The 19332-nt window shown below is 65.2% G+C and carries 15 protein-coding genes; 14 read left to right on the top strand and 1 reads right to left on the bottom strand.

Annotated features, from left to right (window positions below):
- The first annotated feature begins 8 nt into the window (after positions 1–8).
- From NCS02_RS18860 to NCS02_RS18820, 9 genes are all read left to right on the top strand, one after another.
- The gene (locus NCS02_RS18860) at positions 9–1229 is read left to right on the top strand and encodes a CpaE/TadZ family protein (protein WP_008352922.1); all 1221 of its coding nucleotides are present in this window, start codon (positions 9–11) and stop codon (positions 1227–1229) included.
- Positions 1229–2653 (top strand): TadA family conjugal transfer-associated ATPase, encoded by a 1425-nt coding sequence (locus tag NCS02_RS18855; RefSeq protein WP_008352923.1) that lies wholly within the window; start codon positions 1229–1231, stop codon positions 2651–2653. Before NCS02_RS18860 ends, NCS02_RS18855 begins: the two co-directional genes overlap by 1 nt.
- Positions 2650–3624 carry a type II secretion system F family protein gene (locus NCS02_RS18850; RefSeq protein ID WP_175979508.1) on the top strand — a complete coding sequence of 325 codons (975 nt, stop codon included), beginning with the start codon at positions 2650–2652 and terminating at the stop codon, positions 3622–3624. The genes NCS02_RS18855 and NCS02_RS18850 overlap by 4 nt, the downstream gene beginning before the upstream one ends.
- The gene (locus NCS02_RS18845; protein ID WP_175979507.1) at positions 3621–4586 is read left to right on the top strand and encodes a type II secretion system F family protein; all 966 of its coding nucleotides are present in this window, start codon (positions 3621–3623) and stop codon (positions 4584–4586) included. The genes NCS02_RS18850 and NCS02_RS18845 overlap by 4 nt, the downstream gene beginning before the upstream one ends.
- The gene (locus tag NCS02_RS18840; RefSeq protein ID WP_250503088.1) at positions 4583–5458 is read left to right on the top strand and encodes a tetratricopeptide repeat protein; all 876 of its coding nucleotides are present in this window, start codon (positions 4583–4585) and stop codon (positions 5456–5458) included. The genes NCS02_RS18845 and NCS02_RS18840 overlap by 4 nt, the downstream gene beginning before the upstream one ends.
- Positions 5455–5949, top strand: coding sequence for a TadE/TadG family type IV pilus assembly protein (locus tag NCS02_RS18835; RefSeq protein ID WP_008352927.1), 495 nt, complete (start codon positions 5455–5457; stop codon positions 5947–5949). The genes NCS02_RS18840 and NCS02_RS18835 overlap by 4 nt, the downstream gene beginning before the upstream one ends.
- Positions 5946–6692: a TadE/TadG family type IV pilus assembly protein gene (locus NCS02_RS18830; protein ID WP_250503087.1), complete on the top strand. Its 747-nt coding sequence runs from the start codon at positions 5946–5948 to the stop codon at positions 6690–6692. Before NCS02_RS18835 ends, NCS02_RS18830 begins: the two co-directional genes overlap by 4 nt.
- Complete coding sequence (locus NCS02_RS18825) at positions 6668–8479, top strand: TadE/TadG family type IV pilus assembly protein (protein WP_250458006.1); 1812 nt, start codon at positions 6668–6670, stop codon at positions 8477–8479. The genes NCS02_RS18830 and NCS02_RS18825 overlap by 25 nt, the downstream gene beginning before the upstream one ends.
- A 73-nt stretch (positions 8480–8552) precedes the next feature.
- Positions 8553–9056: a DUF6496 domain-containing protein gene (locus NCS02_RS18820; protein ID WP_008352931.1), complete on the top strand. Its 504-nt coding sequence runs from the start codon at positions 8553–8555 to the stop codon at positions 9054–9056.
- Here NCS02_RS18820 and NCS02_RS18815 read toward each other — a convergent pair.
- Positions 9041–9964 (bottom strand): LysR family transcriptional regulator, encoded by a 924-nt coding sequence (locus NCS02_RS18815; protein ID WP_250503086.1) that lies wholly within the window; start codon positions 9962–9964, stop codon positions 9041–9043. The genes NCS02_RS18820 and NCS02_RS18815 overlap by 16 nt on opposite strands.
- A gap of 114 nt (positions 9965–10078) precedes the next feature.
- Between NCS02_RS18815 and NCS02_RS18810 the strand changes: the two genes are divergently transcribed.
- The 5 genes from NCS02_RS18810 (at position 10079) to NCS02_RS18790 (ending at position 19330) form a co-directional block, all read left to right on the top strand.
- On the top strand, positions 10079–10849 hold the full coding sequence (locus tag NCS02_RS18810) for a transporter substrate-binding domain-containing protein (RefSeq protein WP_008352936.1): 771 nt from the start codon (positions 10079–10081) through the stop codon (positions 10847–10849).
- A 2-nt stretch (positions 10850–10851) separates the two neighbouring features.
- Positions 10852–11976, top strand: coding sequence for a succinylglutamate desuccinylase/aspartoacylase family protein (locus NCS02_RS18805; protein WP_250503085.1), 1125 nt, complete (start codon positions 10852–10854; stop codon positions 11974–11976).
- Between the two features lie 63 nt (positions 11977–12039).
- Positions 12040–12930 carry an alpha/beta fold hydrolase gene (locus tag NCS02_RS18800; protein WP_250523259.1) on the top strand — a complete coding sequence of 297 codons (891 nt, stop codon included), beginning with the start codon at positions 12040–12042 and terminating at the stop codon, positions 12928–12930.
- A 177-nt stretch (positions 12931–13107) separates the two neighbouring features.
- A complete protein-coding gene (gene uvrA, locus NCS02_RS18795; protein ID WP_250440712.1) occupies positions 13108–18921 on the top strand; it encodes an excinuclease ABC subunit UvrA in 5814 nt (1937 codons plus the stop codon).
- Positions 18911–19330: an ACT domain-containing protein gene (locus NCS02_RS18790; protein ID WP_250458001.1), complete on the top strand. Its 420-nt coding sequence runs from the start codon at positions 18911–18913 to the stop codon at positions 19328–19330. The genes uvrA and NCS02_RS18790 overlap by 11 nt, the downstream gene beginning before the upstream one ends.
- Positions 19331–19332 lie beyond the last annotated feature (2 nt).

The raw sequence follows: 19332 nt of genomic DNA, 5'->3' as shown, positions 1-19332 counted from the left end.
CCGAGAACATGAGCACCACCGAGATCAGCTTCTTCAAAGGCAAGCAGGGCGTCCGGATCGCCGACTTCATCGCGTTCGTGGCGGACCGCAAGACCGAGCAGGTCCTGAAGAGCTTCGTGCTCGAACAGGCGATGCCGCACGTTCACATCGCCGTCGGCAACGTGGACGACGCCATCGCGCATCTGTCGAAGATCGAGCGATCGCCGCTCTTTCTGCTCGTCGATCTGGAAGGATCGGTGATGCCGCTCTCCGACCTCGGCCGTCTCGCGGAAGTGTGCGAGCCCTCGGTGCAGGTGGTCGCGATCGGGGAGCGCAACGACGTCGGCCTGTTCCGCAGCCTGCTCAAGATCGGCGTGCGCGACTATCTCGTCAAGCCGCTGACGGTCGAGCTGCTCAAGCGCACCGTCAACGTCTCCGAGGGCAAGGTGAGCCCGGTGACGCTCGCGCGCGCCGGCAAGACCATCGCGTTCGCGGGCGCGCGCGGCGGCGTCGGCGTGACGACGCTCGCGCTCAATCTCGCGCGTTATCTCGCCGAGGACACGCATCGCCGCGTGGCGTACGTGGACCTGAAGATGTGCGGCGGCGCCGCCAACAGCATGCTCGGCACGCAGAGCAACAACGGCCTCGTCGACGTGCTGCAGAACGTGCATCGTCTCGATCCGCAATATGTCGAACGCACGCTGGTCTCGAACGGCAGCCGCCTCTTCATCCTGTCGGCGGATATCGACTACGGCACGACGAAGCAGTTCGAGCCGGGCGCGCTGCGCCGCGTCGTCGAGCTTCTGTGCGACAGCTTCCACTACGTGATTCTCGATATCGGCGATCCGAACGGCCCGCTCGCCGCCGAAGCCTTCGATCACGCGTCGCGCGTGTATCTCGTCGCGGACCGCTCGGTGCATGCGACGCGCGAGACGATCCGCATGCTGCGCTACATCGAGGATCGCGACAACAATCCGCCGACTTCCGTGGTGCTCAACAATCCGAACGCGGCGGCCGCAGGGAAGGTGCAGCAAACGGATTTCATGACGGCGATCGGCCGCACCGTGCTGCACGAAGTGCAGTTCGAGCCGAAAGCGCTCGCGACCGCCGAGAACCTTGGCGAAGCGCCGGTCGAGCGCGCGCAGAACGGCTTCACGCAGACTATCGCGCGCATCGCCAATGACCTCACCGGCCAGCACGCGACGGTCGAGCGCTCGTTCCTGAGCAAGTTCAAGCTCCGGAGGGCGTGATGTTCGGGCAAAAGCAGGTGCGCGCAGAGCCGCCGTCCGATTCCCGCGACGGCGCGAACGGACAGCCGCAAGGTGAGGCGCCGCCGCTTTCGCTCGTCGAGAAGCAGGCCGCCGCGCCCGCGCCTGCGCCCGTGCGCTCGCAGCAGCCGGACGGCAACGAAGCGCTCGTGCGCTCCGATCTCTTCAAGACGATCCGCGCGGGCGTCTTCGCGGCGATGAATCCGTCGGCGGCCGTCGGCAAGACGCGCGAGCAGATGAAGCCTGCGGTCGAAACGCTGGTGCTCGATGTCGCGGAGCGCGAGCGCCTGAACGTCACGATCGCGGAGCAGGTGCAGATCGTCGGCGAGCTGCTGAACGACATGTTCGGTCTCGGCCCGATCGAACCCTTGCTCGCCGATGAAACCATCACCGACGTGCTCGTCAACGGTCCCGATCAGGTCTGGGTCGAGCGGCACGGCCGGCTCGAACTGACCAACTGCAAGTTCCGCGACAACGCGCACGTCGTCAACGTCGCGCAGCGCATCGCGGCGGGCGTCGGACGTCGTGTCGACGAAAGCAGTCCGATGGTCGATGCGCGTCTCGCCGACGGCAGCCGGGTAAACGTCGTGCTGCCGCCGCTCGCGATCCACGGCGCGTCGATCTCCATCCGCAAGTTCTCGAAGCGCAACATCACGCTGCATCGCATGGCGACGCAGGGCAACCTGTCCGCGCAAATGGCGACCGTGCTCAAGCTCGCGAGCACATGCCGCCTCAACATCATCGTGTCGGGCGGCACCGGGTCGGGCAAGACGACGCTGCTCAACGCGCTGTCTCATTTCATCGGCCACGGCGAGCGCACGGTGACGATCGAGGATGCGGCCGAACTGCAACTCGTGCAGCCGCACGTCGTGAGTCTGGAGACGCGGCCGGAGAATGCCGAAGGTCTCGGCGCCGTGACGCAGCGCGATCTCGTGCGCAATGCGCTGCGGATGCGCCCGGACCGCATCATCCTCGGCGAAACGCGCGGCCCCGAAGCGTTCGACGTGCTGCAGGCGATGAATACCGGCCACGACGGTTCGATGACCACGATCCACGCGAACACGCCGCGCGACGGCATCACGCGTCTCGAATCGATGGTGATGATGGCGAACGGCAACCTGCCGCTCTTGTCGATCCGCCGTCAGATTGCGAGCGCCGTGCATTTCATCGTGCAGATCGAGCGCATGCGCGACGGCATGCGGCGCGTGACGCGCATCACCGAGCTCGTCGGCATGGAAGGCGACGTCATCATCACCCAGGATCTGTTCACGTTCCGCTACGACGCGAGCGCCTACAGCGAAGAAGTGAAGGGCGTCTTCGAAACCGCCGCCGTGCGTCCGGCCTTCGCGCAGCGCGCCGCGTACTACGGCCTCGAAGATGCGCTTCTGGAAGCGATGAAGCCATGAACCTCGTCAATCTCATCACCGTCGCTTCGTTCGTCTGCGTGATGCTGTTCGGCGTGATGGTCGTCATCGTGCAGGACATGCGCAACAATCAGCCGCCGTCGCGCATCCGCCAACGCATGCAGACATCGTTCGCCGGGCGCGGCGCGAACGTGGCGAAGGCCAGCAAGCACGATCTCGACATCTTCCACGTCAATCGCCACGAGAACGCTTTCACGCGCTGGACCGGGCCGCGCCTCGCGCGCCTGCGCACGGTCGCGGGCGCGAACGGCCTTCGTATCGTGATCGTCGCGACGCTCGCGGGCGAGCTCGTCGCCGTCATCGTCAACCGTTTCGCGCCGATGCCGGATTTTCTGCCGCCGCTCGTGTCGATCGGCCTGCCGGCGCTCGCGCTGACCCAGTCGTACCGCTTTCTCGTCGAGCGTTTTCGCAAGCGCTTTCTCGACGGCTTCCCCGATGTCATCGACATGATCGTGCGCGCGGTGCGTGCGGGCGTGCCCGTGACGCAGGTGATCGGCAGCGCGGCGAGCGAATGCCGCGAGCCGCTCAAGAGCGAGTTCCAATTGATGGCCGACTCGCTGCAGGTCGGCCTCGATCTGGAAGAAGTGCTCGCGGTGGCGATGCGGCGCATCGAGATCGCGGATTTTTCGTTCTTCTGCGTATGTCTGCTGCTGCAGCGCGAAACCGGCGGCCAGCTCGGCGAGACATTGGAAAACCTGTCGGGCATCGTTCGCACGCGCCGCGAGATTCGCCAGAAAACCAAGGCGCTGACGGGCGAGGCGCGCATCACGACGAAGATTCTCGCGGCGATTCCGGTTGTCATCATGGGATCGATGTACGCGCTCAACCGCGACTATCTGATGGTGCTGTTCAACACCGATTCGGGTAACAACGTGCTCACGTTCGGCGTGATTTCCATCGTCGTGGGCCTGATCGTGATCGGCAAGATGTCGAAACTCGATACCTCGCGATGAACCAGAACCAGTTCGAAACGCTCATCAATCTGCTGATGCTGTTCGGCCTGTTCGCCGCGCTCGCCATCTGGTGGATGACCAAGCACGGCGGCACGCGCGGGCGCATCGCGGAGCGCGCGCGCATGGCCGCGGCCACGCACCGCTCCGACAACGTCGCGACGGACGACGACGGCGATACGATGACGCGCGGCGAGCGCGTGATGCGCCGGCTCGCGCGCATCGGCGACAAGATCCCGTTCTTCGATGCGAAATATCGGCTCAAGCTACAGAAGGAAATGGTGCGCAGCGGCTATCGCAGCAACCTCGCGGTGTCGATCCTGCTCGCGGTGAAATTCTTCTGCGGGCTCGCCTGCGCGGCGGCCACCGTGATGCTCGGCTCGCGCATTCCGATGGTCGGCGCGTATCCGGCCGCACGCGGCATCGCGATGCTGATGGTGTTCATCGTCGGCATGATCCTGCCGGAGTACGTGGTCGCGTTCCGGGCGTCGCGCCGCCGCAAGATGATGGCCGGCTGCCTGCCCGATGCGCTCGATCTGCTCGTCATCTGCACGAACGCGGGCAACAGCCTGGGCGTGTCGATCCGGCGCGTGGCCAACGAGCTGAAGACGATCTGCCCGCCGCTCTCCGACGAATTCGCGCTCGCCGCCGACGAGCTCAAGCTATCCGGCGACAGCACGCGCGCGCTCAACAATCTCGCCGAGCGCATCGATCTGCCGTCGATTCGCGCGCTCATCTCGACGCTCACGCAGTCGATGCGCTACGGCACGCCCATCACGCAGGCGCTGCGCACGCTGTCGCGCACCGAGCGTCTCGCGCATATCGTCTCGCTCGAAGAGAAGGCCGCGAAGCTCGCGCCGAAGATGGTCGTGCCGATGATGCTGTTCATTCTGCCCGCCATCATCTCGATCGCGGCGGGCCCTGCCGTCATTCAGTTGCTTGCGTTCATCGCGGGAAATAAATGAAGCCATCCTTCCAACGCACCGCGCGTATCGCGGCACTCGCCTCCATGCTCGCACTCGTGCTGGCCGCCACCGGCTGCACGACCACCGTGCGCCAGGTGACCGAAACGCGCCCCGTGCTGCGCAACTCCGCGCCGAGCACGATGAGCGAACTGCGCATCGCCGACACGGCGCTCGAATCGAACAACTTCGAGCTCGCGACTTCGCTGTACGAGAAGATCGTGCAGGCCGATCCGAAGTCCGTGCCCGGCCTGACGGGTCTCGGCAACACGCTGTACGGCGTCGGCGATTTCACGCGCGCGGGCGTCTACTATCAGCGCGCGAGCCAGATCGATCCGAAGGCGACGCCGCCGCTCATCGGCATCGCGCGCGTGGCGATTCATCAACGACGTTTCGCCGACGCCATCGCGACGTATCATCGCGTGCTCGCGATCACGCCGAACGATCCGCTCGCCTGCGCGGGCCTCGGCGCGGCGCTCGATCTCTCCGGCGATCACGCGCACGCGCAAGCGCTGCTGCGCGAAGCGCTGATCGCGAATCCGGGCGATCCGATGCTGTCGCTGAATCTCGGTCTTTCGCTCACGCTGTCGGGCGATCCGCGTCAGGGCGCGAACGTGCTGCTCGACGTGACGCGCTTTCCCGCCGCGCCGCCGCAAGCGCGCCAGAATCTCGCGCTCGCGTACGGCCTGCTCGGCAACGATGAAGCCGCCGCCGCGATCCTGTCGCGCGATTTGCCCAAGGCGTCGGTGCGCGACAACCTGCGTTACTACGAACTGCAGCGCGAGCGCGACGGACAGACGAGCGCGCAGCCGTCGAAGAGCGTCGCCGTCTCCGCGATCGCGACGCCCAAGGTCCAGACGGCGAGCGTGAAATGATCTTGCGCGCGCGGTCGCTCGGAAACCGCCGCTTCTGGAAGCGCATCGCGCGCGACGAGCGCGGCGTATCGGCGATCGAGTTCGCGATCGTCGCGCCGGTGCTGTTCATCCTGATTCTCGGCACGGTCGAAGTCGCGCTCGACATGATCGTCGACGCCTCCGTGCAATACGCGGCGCAGCAGGCCTCGCGCGCGGGGCTCACGACGACCGATCCGTCGAGCGGCACGCGCAGCCAGGAGGCGGCGCGCATCGTCAACAACATTCTCGGCGGCTGGAAGAACATCAACGGCACCGTCGATATCAAGACCTACGCGTACGACTCGTACAACGATATTTCCGCAGGCAACTACGAGGACACGATGGGCGGCTTCGGCGATGTCGTGCTCTACCAGATCACGGTGACGATGCCGACCTTCTCGGGCATTCCGAAGCTCTTCGGCATCAACTCGATGACCTTCCAACGCAACTATCTCGTGCAAAACGAAAAATGAAGCCCGTCAGCGCAACGATGCGATCCCTGTTCGCGGCGGCCGTCACGCGACGCGCGCGCTCGGTGTCGAGACGGCTCATGCGCTCGGAGCGCGGCGCCGTGACGATCGAATTCGTGATCGTCGTGCCCGTGATGCTGCTGATCCTGCTCGGCTTCACCGAGCTGTATCTGTACATGCGCGCCGTGAGTCTCGTCGAGCATACGGCGTTCACGCTCGCGGATTCGATCGGCCAGATGAGCAACGTCATCGACGACACGTCGGACAAGAACAACGCGACCAACGCGAACAGCCTCACGTCGATCTGGGCGGCGGCGGTCACGCTCGCGCAGCCGAACACGCTCGACAGCAAGGGCGGCGTCATCATCACGGCGATCTGCGACCAGAATGTGAACTGCAATTGCACGCAGATGGGCGGAACGCTCGCGCAGACCAAGGGCACGCCGGCGATCATGTGGAGCGCGAAGCCGAAATGGCAGCCGACGGGCATGACGTCGAGCGTCACGGCGACGAAGGTCGTGCCGAGCAACTGGCCGTTCCGCTACGGCGATTCGGCGGTGGCGATCGAAGTCTTCTACCGTTACACGCCGTTCTCGATGACCGCGCCGTTCTGGCGCAGCGCTCCGGGCGAGACGACGATCTACGAGCGTGTCTTCGTTCGTCCGCGCAACGGGCAGGTGCTGGCGCTCTCGAACCCATCCTCGACCTTGTCGACATCGCAATGCGAAAGCAGCACGGCCCTCTGAGCGCGCGCAGCGCGCGCAATCTGGTGTGCGGCGACGAGGGCGCCGTCACGATGATGTTCGCGATCTGCGCGAGCATGATGATCGGCTCGATGTGCATGGCCATCGACTCGATCCACTACGAAATGACGCAGGCGCGCATGCAGATGGCGCTCGACGTCGCGACGCTCTCGGCGGGCGCGGATCTCGCGCACTACGACACCACCAAGCCCGCCGATCTCGCCAACTGGAAGACCGACGCGCGCGCGTTCTACGACGTCAACATGCCGTCCGGCTATCTGTCGCTGAACATGCCCAACGCGAATTTCTCGGCGTCGGTGACGGGCGCGCCCGCGACGGGGCAGACCATCAAGCTCTCGGCATCCGGCTCGATGCCGTTGCTCGCGCCGGTCTTCTTCGGCAAGGCCAAGACGGACACGGGTTCCGACAGCGGCAACAACCAGACCAATCCCGACACGGCGACCGTCAGCGCGAGCAACGCAGCGCTGCGCCTGCCCAAGAGCACGCTCGAACTGGTGATGGTGCTCGACAATACCGGCTCGATGTCCGACTACGCGAACACCAAGGACTACACGGCGGGCACGAAGATCACGGGCTTGCGCGCGGCCGCGCAGAATCTCGTCACCAGCATCTTCCAGTCGTCCACGACCGATTCGTATGTCGGCCTCGTGCCGTTCACGACGATGGTCAACGTCAAGAATGCGTTGCAGCCCACCGGCAAGTGGATCACGCCGCTGTTCGACAACTACAACGCCCAGCATATGTCGATGACCGCCAGCAAGAACTGGAAGGGTTCGGGCTGGGGCGGCTGCGCGGTCGAGCCGCGCGACGCGGGCGGCAACCTGCGCGCGGAGGCCTACGAGCCGGCGTCGTCGCCGAACTTCAGGCCCTTCTTCTGGAATGTGCCGAAGAACAGCTTCTCGGTCTACACGTACACCAAATCGACGAAGAACAAGATCACCACCTGCACGATCAACAGCAACCCGACCGTCACGGTCGGCGCGCCGCTCACGTATCTCACGAGCGGCAGCGTGACGACTTCGTGTGGTACGACATACTCGGGCGCAACGCCGCCCGCGATTTACGACCAGTGGTACGTCAATTCGAGCAGCAATTCGACTTCAACCACGACCTACGATCAGAACGGCAATACCAACTACGGCACCAACGGTCCGTGCAACATCGCGCCTGCGCTCTTTCTCACGAAGAGCCAGAGCGATCTGACGACCGCCATCACCAACATGAAGGCGGCCGGCTCGACGCTGATCCCGACCGGTCTCCTGTGGGGCTGGCGCATGCTGAAGTCGTCGTGGTCGGACAATGTGGCGGGCGCGGGCAACGGCTTCATTTCTACCGACACGTCCTTGCCGCGCCCGGAGACGACGCAGGGCTTGCAGCGCGTGGTCATCGTGCTGACGGACGGCGAGAACGATCCGGGCGGATCGACGGGCTTCATGCCGCCGCAGGCATTCAACGGATTGTCGGGCGTGGGCCGCGCGGATCTGACGTCGAGCACGGTGTTCCCCAAAGGCCCCGGCTCGATGGGCTCCGTCGACGACATCAACACCTACCAGCTCGCGGTGTGCTCGGCGATGAAGCAGGACGGCATCATCATCTATTCGATTACGTTCGGCACTTACGGAACGGATACGGCCAGCGTGAGCGCGCAGACGACGATGCAGAACTGCGCGAGCCCCGGCAACTACTATCACGCGCCGAGCAACACGACGCTCAATCAGATCTTCCAGCAGATCGCGGGCAATCTAGGCGTGCTGCGTCTTACACAGTAAGGTTTTCGGGCGAGGCGGGCACGCACGTTGCTCGCTTCGTCAGGGCAAGTCCACTTCACCAAGGAGGTCCGACATGCCCGAAAAGAAAACTCTCGAGCGCGCGGCGAAAGCCAAACGCGAAGGCAAGTCCCCGAGCACGCAAGCCGGCGCATTCGTGAAGGAGCAGATCGATCACGTTCGCGAGGGCAAGCACGGCGCGAAATCGGCGAAGCAGGCCATCGCCATCGGTTTGTCCGAGGCGCGTCGCTCAGGCGTGAAGATGAAGCCGCCGAAGAAGGGCACGGCGTCCGAGGCGACACGCAAGAAGGCCGCGCAGGACACCAAGGCCGCGCATCGGACGAAGAAGAGCCCGAGCACGGAGTCGAAGGCGAAGCGCTCGGCAACGTCCACGCGCGTGCTCAAGCGCGAAAGCACCAAGGCCGCTTCGCACAAGTCGCTGTCGCGGCAGACGCATGCAGCCGCGAGCCGGCGCTCGGCGGCGGATCGCTCGGCAGCCGCGAAGAAGGGCTGGGCGACGCGCCGCAGGAACGCGGCCGCGAAGTCCAAAGGCTCGCATGCGCGTCACGCATCGCGTTGAGTCGGCAGCATCCGGGCGTACGACACGGCCATCGTCGCGAGTTCCTGCGCGGCGGGCGTGAGCGGCACGCCCGCGCAGCGCAGCAGGCAGACGGGCGTTCTCCCGGCACGTTCGGCGATCGGCACGATCTCGACGTGCTCGCGAAAGAACGGATGTCCGGCGAGGCTCGCGGGTTCGAGCCCGAGATAATCGCTCGACGCAAGGCAATGCAGCGTGTCGAAGACCGCTTCGGTCGTCGCGGCGATGCGCGGCGGCGCGAGCTTCGCGTGCTCGAAGAGCGCCGATAGCTTGTTGGCCGGCGCGCCGCCGCCGCGCTGGCGTGTGCTGACCCATTCGGCGTTCTGCAAGTCGGCCAGTGCGCGCGAACGTGCGAGCGGATGACCGCGCCGCGCGATCACCGCGACGTCGGAATCGAAGAGCGGCGTCGTTTCCATGTCGTGGATGTCCGCGCCCGGTGCGATGAGCGCGAGCGCGAAATCGAGGCTGCCGTCGCGGACCCACGAAGTCAGCATCCGCGACGTCGCGCTCGTCAGATGCACATCGATGCGCGGACAGCGCTCCCGATAGCTCGCCAGCAGCGCGGGAAAAAGCCGCATCGTCGCTTCGGCCGCGAGTCCGAGCGCGACGCGACCCGTCAGTTCGCCGCGCAACTGGCGCATCTCGTCTTCCGTCTTGCGGCATTCCCCCAGAATCAAGTCGGCGCGTACACGCAAGCGCTCGCCGATCGGCGTGAGCCGCGCGCCGCGCACGTCGCGTTCGAAGAGCGGCCCGCCCGCGATCGCTTCGAGCTTCTGCAACTGCTGCGTGATGCCGCTTTGCGCAACGTCGAGCCGGCGCGCGGCGGCGCGCACGCTGCCCGCATCGGCGACGGCGACGAACATGCGCAACTGCGTGAGAGTCAGATCCACGTTCGGCGTCTCCGTCGGTGATCTCGAAAACTGAACATGATAAGCAAAACGCCTCTTTTTGCGAGCGTTTTGGGCCCGTACCATCGGTGGCCACAATCAGGAGGCACCGCGTTCATGCTCAGACTCAGCACGCTTTTTCTCGCCGCCGCGCTCGCCGCCGCCGCGCCGGTTCACGCTAAAGACGCCGACACCTTGCGCCTCGGCATCGATCCCGGTTATCCGCCGATGGACGTGAAGACGCCCGATGGCCACGTCGCGGGCTTCGACGTGGATCTCGGCGATGAAATCTGCCGCCGCATCGCGATGCGCTGCCAGTGGGTCGAACTCGAGTTCTCGGGGATGATTCCCGCGCTGCAGGCCCGCAAGATCGACGGGATCATGTCGTCGATGGCGATCACCGACAAGCGCATGAAGCAGATCGCTTTCTCCACCAAGCTCTTCCAGTTCCGCTCGCGGCTGATCGCGAAGCAGGGCGCGCCGCTCACGGCGAGCGCGCAGGGCTTGCGCGGCAAGCGCATCGGCGTGCAGAGCGGCAGCCAGTTCGAAACCTACGCGATGAAGAACTGGCAGCCGGGCGGCGTCGAAGTGGTCGCGTATCAGAGCATGGACGGCGTGCTCAACGATCTGACCGCGGGACGCATCGATGCCGCGCTGCTCGGTTCCGTCGAAGCGGAGCACGGCTTTCTGAAGACGCCGCGCGGCGCGGGCTTCGCGTTCGTCGGCGAGCCGCTGTCGATGGGCGATCACGGCGTCGGCATGGGTCTGCGGCAGGAGGATGCGGCGCTGAAGGCCCAGGTCGACAAGGCCGTGGGCGACATGCGCGCGGACGGCACGTATCAAAGAATCGCGCGCAAGTATTTCGATTTCGACGTCTACGGCGACTGAACATGCACACTCAACGTCATCCGCTCGTGTCGACGACGCTCGGCACGTCGCGCGAACTCGTCAGCTTTCATTTCGGCGATGCCGCGAACGGCGAAAGCGTTTATCTGCAAGCGTCGCTGCACGCCGACGAAACCCCCGCCATGCTCACCGCGTGGACCTTGAAGCAGCGTCTCGCCGCGCTCGAAGCCGAAGGGCGCATGCGCGGCGAAATCGTGCTGGTGCCGGTGGCGAATCCCATCGGCTTGTCGCAGCATGTGCTCGGGCAATTCCTCGGGCGCTTCGAGGCGAACAGCGGCCACAACTTCAACCGCAATTTTCCGATGCCGTCCGCTGCCGCGCTGATCGAACGCGTGGGCGCGCGCTTATCGTCCGGCGATGCCGCGCACAACGCGCGTCTGCTGCGCGGCGCGCTCGTCGAGATGCTCGGCGAAACGACCGCGAAGAACGAGTTCGAATCGCTGCGGCTTGCGCTGCTCGGGCTGGCGTCGAAAGCGGATGTCGTGCTCGATCTGCATTGCTCGCTCGAAGCGACGATGCACATCTACACGAGTCCCGCGAGCTGGCCCGCGATCGAGCCGCTCGCGCGCTATCTCGGCGCGAACGGCGTGCTGCTGGCGACGGATTCGGGCGGTCAATCTTTCGACGAGGTTCATGCGCTTTTGTGGAACGAGCTGCGCGAGCGCCTCGGCGATGCAACGCCGCTCGGCGCGCCGAACATTGCGGCGACGATCGAGCATCGCGGCCAGCGCGATGTCGATTACGACACGGCGTCGCAGGATGCGGAGGCCATCGTCGATTATCTGATCGCGCGCGGCGTGATCGAAGGCGAGGCGAAGGACGCGCCGCCGCTCGCGCAGGCCGCGACGCCGCTCGCGGGCAGCCAGCAACTGACGGCGCCGGCGAGCGGGATCGTCGTGTATCGCGCGAAAGTGGGCGCGCGGCTGCAAGCGGGCGATCCGGTCTTCGATATCGTCGATCCGGTCACCGACTCGGTGACGACCGTCACGACGGCCAACGACGGCGTGTTCTACATGCGACGCGCGGTCCGCTTCGTGTACGCGGGCGCGCCGATGGGACGCGTAACGGGTGAGAAGGCGATCAGGAGCGGGGTGTTGATCGGGGCGTGAGCGCGCCGAGCGCGTGTTTTCACTGCTCGCTAGAATGACTCCTCGCTTTCGAGGAGTCTCGCCATGCTGGATTTCGCACGCCACGCGCGCACGCTGACGCTCGATATCTCTTACGCCGATTCCGGTCCCGCCGACGCGCCCGTCGTGCTGCTGATCCACGGATGGCCGGATGCGGCGCGCGCGTGGAATGCCGTGGCCGCGCGGCTCAACGACGCCGGCTATCGAACCGTCGTGCCGGAGTTGCGCCGGGCGGGCGGCACGCGTTTCCTGCGCGACGACGCCGTGCGCGACGGCTCGGGCGTCGCGCTCGCGCGAGACGCCGTCGATCTCGCCGATGCGCTCGGCATCGCCACGTTCGATGTCGTCGGCCACGACTGGGGCGCGCGCGCCGCCTACACGATCGCCACGCTGTTTCCCGAGCGCGTGCGCCGCATGGCCGCGCTCGCGCTGGCGTATCAGCCGCGCGGCGTCTTCGAATTGCCCGACTTCTCGCAGGCGCGGCGCTTCTGGTACCAATGGTTCATGTCGCTCGACGGCGGCCCGGACGCCGTCGCCGCCAATCCCAAAGGCTTCGCGCGCATCCAGTGGGACACATGGTCGCCGCCCGGCTGGTTCGACGAAGTCGAATTCGCGGCGACGGCGCGCGCATTCGACAATCCCGACTGGGTGCCGATCACGCTGAACGCGTATCGCCGGCGCTGGCGGAGCGATCAGCCGTCCGATCCGGCGCTCGCCGATCTGTACGCGCGGCTTGCGACGATCGATCGCATCGGCGTACCGGCCTTGATGATTCAAGGCGGCGCGGACGCCTGCGACGAACCGGCGAGCTCGGAAGGCCAAGCGCGCTACTTCACGGCGGGCTATCGGCGCGTCGTTATCGATGGCGCCGGGCATTTTCCGCTGCGCGAGGCGCCGGATGCCGTCGCGGATGCGGTCATCGAACATCTGAAGTGATCGCCGAGCAGGCGAGCCCCTTGCGCAGTGTCACCGGACACTTCCGACACGTTTGGCGGCAAACACTGTATGCGTGTACAGTACTGATCGCTATGGCGGCCACGCACTTCCGAACACTCGTGCGACCTCGTCGAACACTTCGAGGGTGCCGCCTAACTTATTGAACCGGTTGAAAAATTGGCATCGAATAACGCAATCCGCATTCGCGGCGCACGTCAGCACAACCTCAAGAATCTCGATCTCGACCTGCACACCGGCCAGATGACGGTGGTGACCGGCCCGTCCGGTTCCGGCAAGTCGAGCCTCGTGTTCGACACGCTCTACGCGGAAGGCCAGCGGCGCTACGTCGAAACCTTCAGCGCGTACGCGCGCCAGTTTCTCGACCGGATGGACCGTCCGCAGGTCGATCGCGTGGACGGCGTGCCGCCCGCGATCGCCATCGACCAGACGAATCCGGTGCGCAGTTCGCGTTCGACCGTCGGCACGATGACCGAACTGAACGATCATCTGAAGCTCTTCTACGCGCGCGCCGCCGAACTTTTCGACAAGAAGACGTCGCATCGCGTGCGTCACGACACGCCCGAGACGATCTACGCCGAACTGCTCGAACGCACGCGGGCCGATGATCCGCGTCTCGCGATCACGTTTCCGGTCGAATTGCCCGACACCGCGAGCGACGAGGAGGTCGAGCAGTGGCTCTCCGCGAGCGGCTATACGCGCGTGCAGGCGAAACGCCACGTCGAAACCGCAAGCGGCAAACGGCAGATGCTCGATGTCGTCGCGGATCGTTTTCGCTTGCAGAACATCGAGCGTTCGCGTGCGCTGGAGGCGATCGAAAGCGCGTTGCTGCGCGGCACGGGCCGCGTCGACGTCTATGTGCTGAAAGACGAAGGCGAGCCGGAGATCTGGCGTTTTTCCACCGGCCTGCACAGCCCGGAAAGCGATCTGCGCTACGCCGATCCGCAGCCGGCGCTGTTCTCGTTCAATTCCGCGTATGGCGCTTGCGAGACGTGCCGCGGCTTCGGACGCGTGATCGGCGTCGATTACGGTCTCGTCATCCCCGATGAAAAGAAGACGCTGCGCGAAGGCGCGATCAAGACATTGCAGACGCCCGCGTGGAAAGAGAACCAGGACGATCTCGTGCGCTACGGCGCGAAGGCGGGCATTCGCCTCGGCGTGCCGTGGAAGGATCTCACGCAGCAGGAGCGTGACTGGGTCATCAAGGGCTCGCCGGACTGGACGGGCAAGTGGCAGAACCAGTGGTACGGCGTGCAGCGCTTCTTCGATTATCTGGAGTCGAAGGCGTACAAGATGCACATCCGCGTGCTGCTGTCGAAATATCGCAGCTATACGACGTGTCCGGTGTGCGCCGGCGCGCGTCTGAAAACCGAATCGCTGCTGTGGCGTCTCGGCACGAAGGAACAGGCCGACGCAGTGCTTGCGCCGCAAGATCGCTTCATGCCGGAAGGCGTCGACTGGACGCGCGCGCAACTCGAAGCGCTGCCGGGCCTCACGGTGCACGATCTGATGCTGATGCCGATCGAGCGCATCCGCCGCTTCTTCGATTCGCTGACGCTGCCGTCGACCTTGCTCGACGAAGCGCTCAAGCTCTTGCACGCCGAGGTCCGCACGCGCCTGAAATATCTCTGCGATGTCGGTCTCGGTTATCTGACGCTCGATCGCCAGTCGCGCACGCTGTCCGGCGGCGAAGTGCAGCGCATCAATCTGACGACCGCGCTCGGCACGTCGCTCGTAAACACGCTGTTCGTGCTCGATGAACCGAGCATCGGTTTGCATCCGCGCGATCTGAACCGCATCGTCGAAGCGATGCATCGTCTGCGCGACGCGGGCAATACGCTCGTCGTCGTCGAGCACGATCCGTCGGTGATGCTCGCGGCCGATCGTCTCATCGACATGGGACCGGGTCCGGGCGAGCGCGGCGGGCAGATCGTCTATGACGGCGCACCCGACGACATTCAAGTCACCGACACACTCACCGGCGCGTATCTCGGCGGCCGCAAGCATGTCGCGCATGCGTCGAACTGGAATCGCCGCGTCGTCGATGCGAACACGCCGCGCCTCACGCTCGAAGGCGCGAGCGATCACAACCTGCGCGACGTCACGGTCGACATTCCGCTGCAACGTCTCGTGTGCGTGACGGGCGTATCGGGCTCGGGCAAATCGACGCTGATCCAGGACGTGCTCGCGCCCGCGCTGATGCGTCACTTCGGCAAGGCGACGGAAGCGCCCGGCGCGTATCGCGACCTGAAGGGCGCGGAGCATTTGAGCGATGTCGTGTTCGTCGATCAGTCGCCGATCGGCCGCACGGCGCGCTCGAATCCGGCGAGCTATGTCGGCGCGTTCGACGAAATTCGCAAGCTCTATGCGAAGGCGCCGCTCGCGTTGCAGCGCGGCTATAGCGCGAGCATGTTCAGCTTCAACTCGGGCGATGGACGCTGCCCGACGTGCGGCGGCTCGGGCTTCGAGCACGTCGAGATGCAGTTCCTGAGCGATGTCTACTTGCGTTGCCCCGATTGCGACGGACGCCGTTATCGCGCGGAAATCCTCGAAGTGAAGATCGAGCGCGGCGATCGTCAGTTGAGCGTCGCCGATGTGCTCGAACTGACGGTGAGCGAAGCCGTCGCGCTGTTCGCCGGCGACAAGGAAGTGCTGCGCGTGCTGCAGCCGATCGTCGATGTCGGTCTCGAATACGTGAAGCTCGGCCAGCCCGTGCCGACGCTTTCGGGCGGCGAGGCGCAGCGTCTGAAGCTCGCGGGCTTTCTCGCCGAAACGTCGCAGACCAGCAAGAGCGAAAGCCGTCTCTTCATGTTCGACGAGCCGACGACGGGCCTGCATTTCGACGACATCGCGAAGTTGATGCAGGCACTGCGGCGCCTGCTCGAACGCGGTCATTCGCTGATCGTCATCGAACACAATCTCGATGTGATTCGCGCGGCCGACTGGATCATCGATCTCGGTCCGGAAGGCGGCGATGGCGGCGGGCAGCTCGTATGCGTCGGCACGCCGGACGATGTTTCGGCATGCGAACAATCGCATACGGGCCGCGCGCTGGTCGAATACGAAGAAGCGATGGCGCCCGGCGCGGCTCAAAAGCGCGCGGGCGTGCCGCTGCAACTCGCGGCGGAAGTCGCGAGCGCGCGACGTGCGTTGCAGGGCGAGAACGTGGTGCGGATCGTCAACGCGCGCGAGCACAATCTGAAGTCGCTCGATGTCGATATTCCGCATAACAAGTTCAACGTCGTGACGGGCGTGTCCGGTTCGGGCAAGTCGACGCTCGCGTTCGATATCCTTTTCCACGAAGGTCAGCGCCGTTACCTCGAATCGCTGAACGCATATGCGCGCTCCATCGTGCAGCCGGCGGGCCGTCCGGAAGTCGATGCCGTCTATGGCATTCCGCCGACCGTCGCGATCGAGCAGCGCCTGTCGCGCGGCGGACGCAAATCGACGGTCGCGACGACATCCGAAGTCTGGCACTTCCTGCGCTTGCTGTACGTGAAGCTCGGCATTCAACATTGCATTCACGATGGCACGCCGGTCCAGTCGCAAAGTTCCGAATCGATCGCCGCGCAGATCATGCGCGATTTCAAGGGGCAGCATGTCGGACTGCTCGCGCCGCTCGTCGTCAATCGCAAGGGCGTCTATACCGATCTCGCGAAATGGGCGAAGGCGCGCGGCAATACGCATCTGCGTGTGGATGGCGAATTTCTGCCCGTGAGTCCGTGGCCGAAGCTCGATCGCTTTCGTGAACATACGATCGAATTGCCGGTTGCGGATCTCGTCGTGTCGGCGGACAACGAAGCGGAACTGCGGCGTTTGCTCGACGACACGCTCGAAATCGGCAAGGGCGTCATGCATCTTTGCGCGCCGCTCGATGAATTGCATGGGTCGTGGCACGACGGCGCGCGTCGCGGCAAGGAAGAAACGCGCGTGTTCTCGACGAAGCGCGCGTGCCCGGTTTGCGGCACGAGTTATCCGGAGCTCGATCCGCGCATGTTCTCGTACAACAGCAAACACGGCTGGTGCAACACATGCGTCGGGACGGGCGTGAAGCTCACGCGCGAACAGCGCGCCGCGTTCGACGACACGCTCTTCGCGCAGGACGATCGCGGACGCGAGCAGAGCATCGGCTCGGTCGATCAGGAACCGGACGATATCGTGGATCAGCCCTGCCCGGAATGCGAAGGCACGCGTCTGAACGATGTTGCGCGCGCCGTCACGTTCGGCAATTATCCGATCACGGAAGTCGGACGATGGACCGTCAGCGATACGCGCGAGTGGATTGCATCGCTCAAGCTCAAGGGCCGCGATGCGGATATCGCGCGTGACGTGGTCAGTGAAATCGAAGGGCGCTTGCAATTCCTCGAAGAAGTCGGGCTCGGCTATTTGAGCCTCGATCGCGCCGCACCGACGCTTTCCGGCGGCGAAGCGCAACGCATCCGTCTCGCGGCGCAACTCGGCAGTAATCTGCAAGGCGTGTGTTACGTGCTCGATGAACCGACCATCGGTTTGCATCCGCGCGACAACCTGATCCTGCTCTCCGCGCTCAAGAAGCTGAACGACAAAGGCAATACGCTCGTCGTCGTCGAGCATGACGAAGACACGATTCGCCGCGCGGATCACATCATCGATATCGGGCCGGGCGCGGGCAAGCGCGGCGGTACGGTCGTCGCGCAGGGCAACGTGACGGATCTCGCGGCGCACAAGGCGTCGCTCACGGGCCAGTTCCTCGCGAATCCGATCGTGCATCCGTTGCAGCCGCGCCGCGAAGTGCGCGCGGCGACCGCGAAGCGCGCCGCCGTGCCGGAGCAATGGCTGACGGTCGAAGGCGCGACGCTGCACAACTTGCGCAACGTGACGGCGACGATGCCGCTGAATCGGCTCGTCGCGATTACGGGCGTGTCGGGTTCGGGCAAATCGACGCTCGCGCGCGACGTGCTGATGACGAACCTGCTCGATGCCGTCGGCCGTTCGGTGTTGTCGTCGCCTGCGGTGCGGCGCGCGCGCAAGGCCGCGCAAGCGGACAAGCCCGCTGCCGGGTCGCGCGCCAGCGTGCTCGCGCGCGAAGCGCCGCGTCCGACGTTCGATGTCGCGCATGCGTGGCAGGGCTGCGCGGGCGTAACCGGTTTCGAGGCTATCGATCGCGTGCTCGAAGTCGATCAGACGCCGATCGGCAAGACGCCGCGTTCGTGCCCGGCCACCTACATCGGCATGTGGGACACGATCCGCAAGCTCTTCGCCGATACGCTCGAGGCCCGCGCGCGCGGCTACACGCCGTCGCGTTTCTCGTTCAACACGGGCGATGGCCGTTGCCCGGCATGCGAAGGCCAGGGCGTGCGGACCATCGCGATGAGCTTCCTGCCCGATGTCAAAGTGCCGTGCGACGTGTGCCACGGCCAGCGCTTCAATCCGGAAACGCTCGCGGTGACATGGCGCGGCAAGAACATCGGCGAAGTGCTGACGATGGAGATCGACGAAGCCGTCGAGTTCTTCGCGTCGATGCAGAGCATCGCGCATCCGCTGCAATTGCTGCGCGATGTCGGCCTCGGCTATCTGACGCTCGGCCAGCCGTCGCCGACGCTGTCGGGCGGCGAGGCGCAGCGCATCAAGCTCGTCACCGAACTGTCGAAAGTGCGCGACGACGTCACGCGGCGCGGCCAGAAGCCGCCGCACACGCTTTATGTGCTCGATGAGCCGACCGTCGGCCTGCATATGGCGGACGTCGCGAAGCTGATACGCGTGCTGCATCGTCTGGTGGATGGCGGGCATAGCGTGATCGTCATCGAACACGATCTCGATGTGATCGCCGAAGCCGACTGGGTGCTCGATCTCGGCCCGGAAGGCGGCGTGAATGGCGGCACGATCGTCGCGGCGGCGGACCCGGACACGCTCGCGACGCATCCGCGCAGTCATACCGGCGCTGCGCTGCGGCCGGTTTTGGCGCGGACACGGGAGACCGAAGATGCTGCGTGATCTCGATACGCTGATCGCGTCGATGGAGCCCGAACTGCAGCCGGGCGCGTACGTGTTCGCGTCGCTGCCGCACGATGCGGTGGCGAGCGGCGCGGGCATCGTCGCGACGTTCCGCGAGCGCGAGGGATTGACGGTCGTGATGGAAGAAAGCGCGGCGCAGGCGGCCGGCGTCGCGCCGCTCTTTCGCGCGGCCTGGATCACGCTGACCGTTCATTCGGATCTGAACGCGGTCGGCTTGACGGCGGCGTTCGCGCGTGCGCTCGGCGAGGCGAACATCAGTTGCAATGTGATTGCGGCGGCGTATCACGATCACATCTTCGTTCCGGTCGAAGAGGGCGAACGCGCCGTCGAAGTCCTTCGGGATTTGCAACGCGCTGCTGGTAAGCTTTCGGCCTCATCAAAACCATGAAA

It is taken from the genome of Caballeronia sp. NCF2 (assembly GCF_023631205.1).
GTDB lineage: Bacteria > Pseudomonadota > Gammaproteobacteria > Burkholderiales > Burkholderiaceae > Caballeronia > Caballeronia zhejiangensis.
This window is presented reverse-complemented; position numbering and strand designations above follow the sequence as displayed.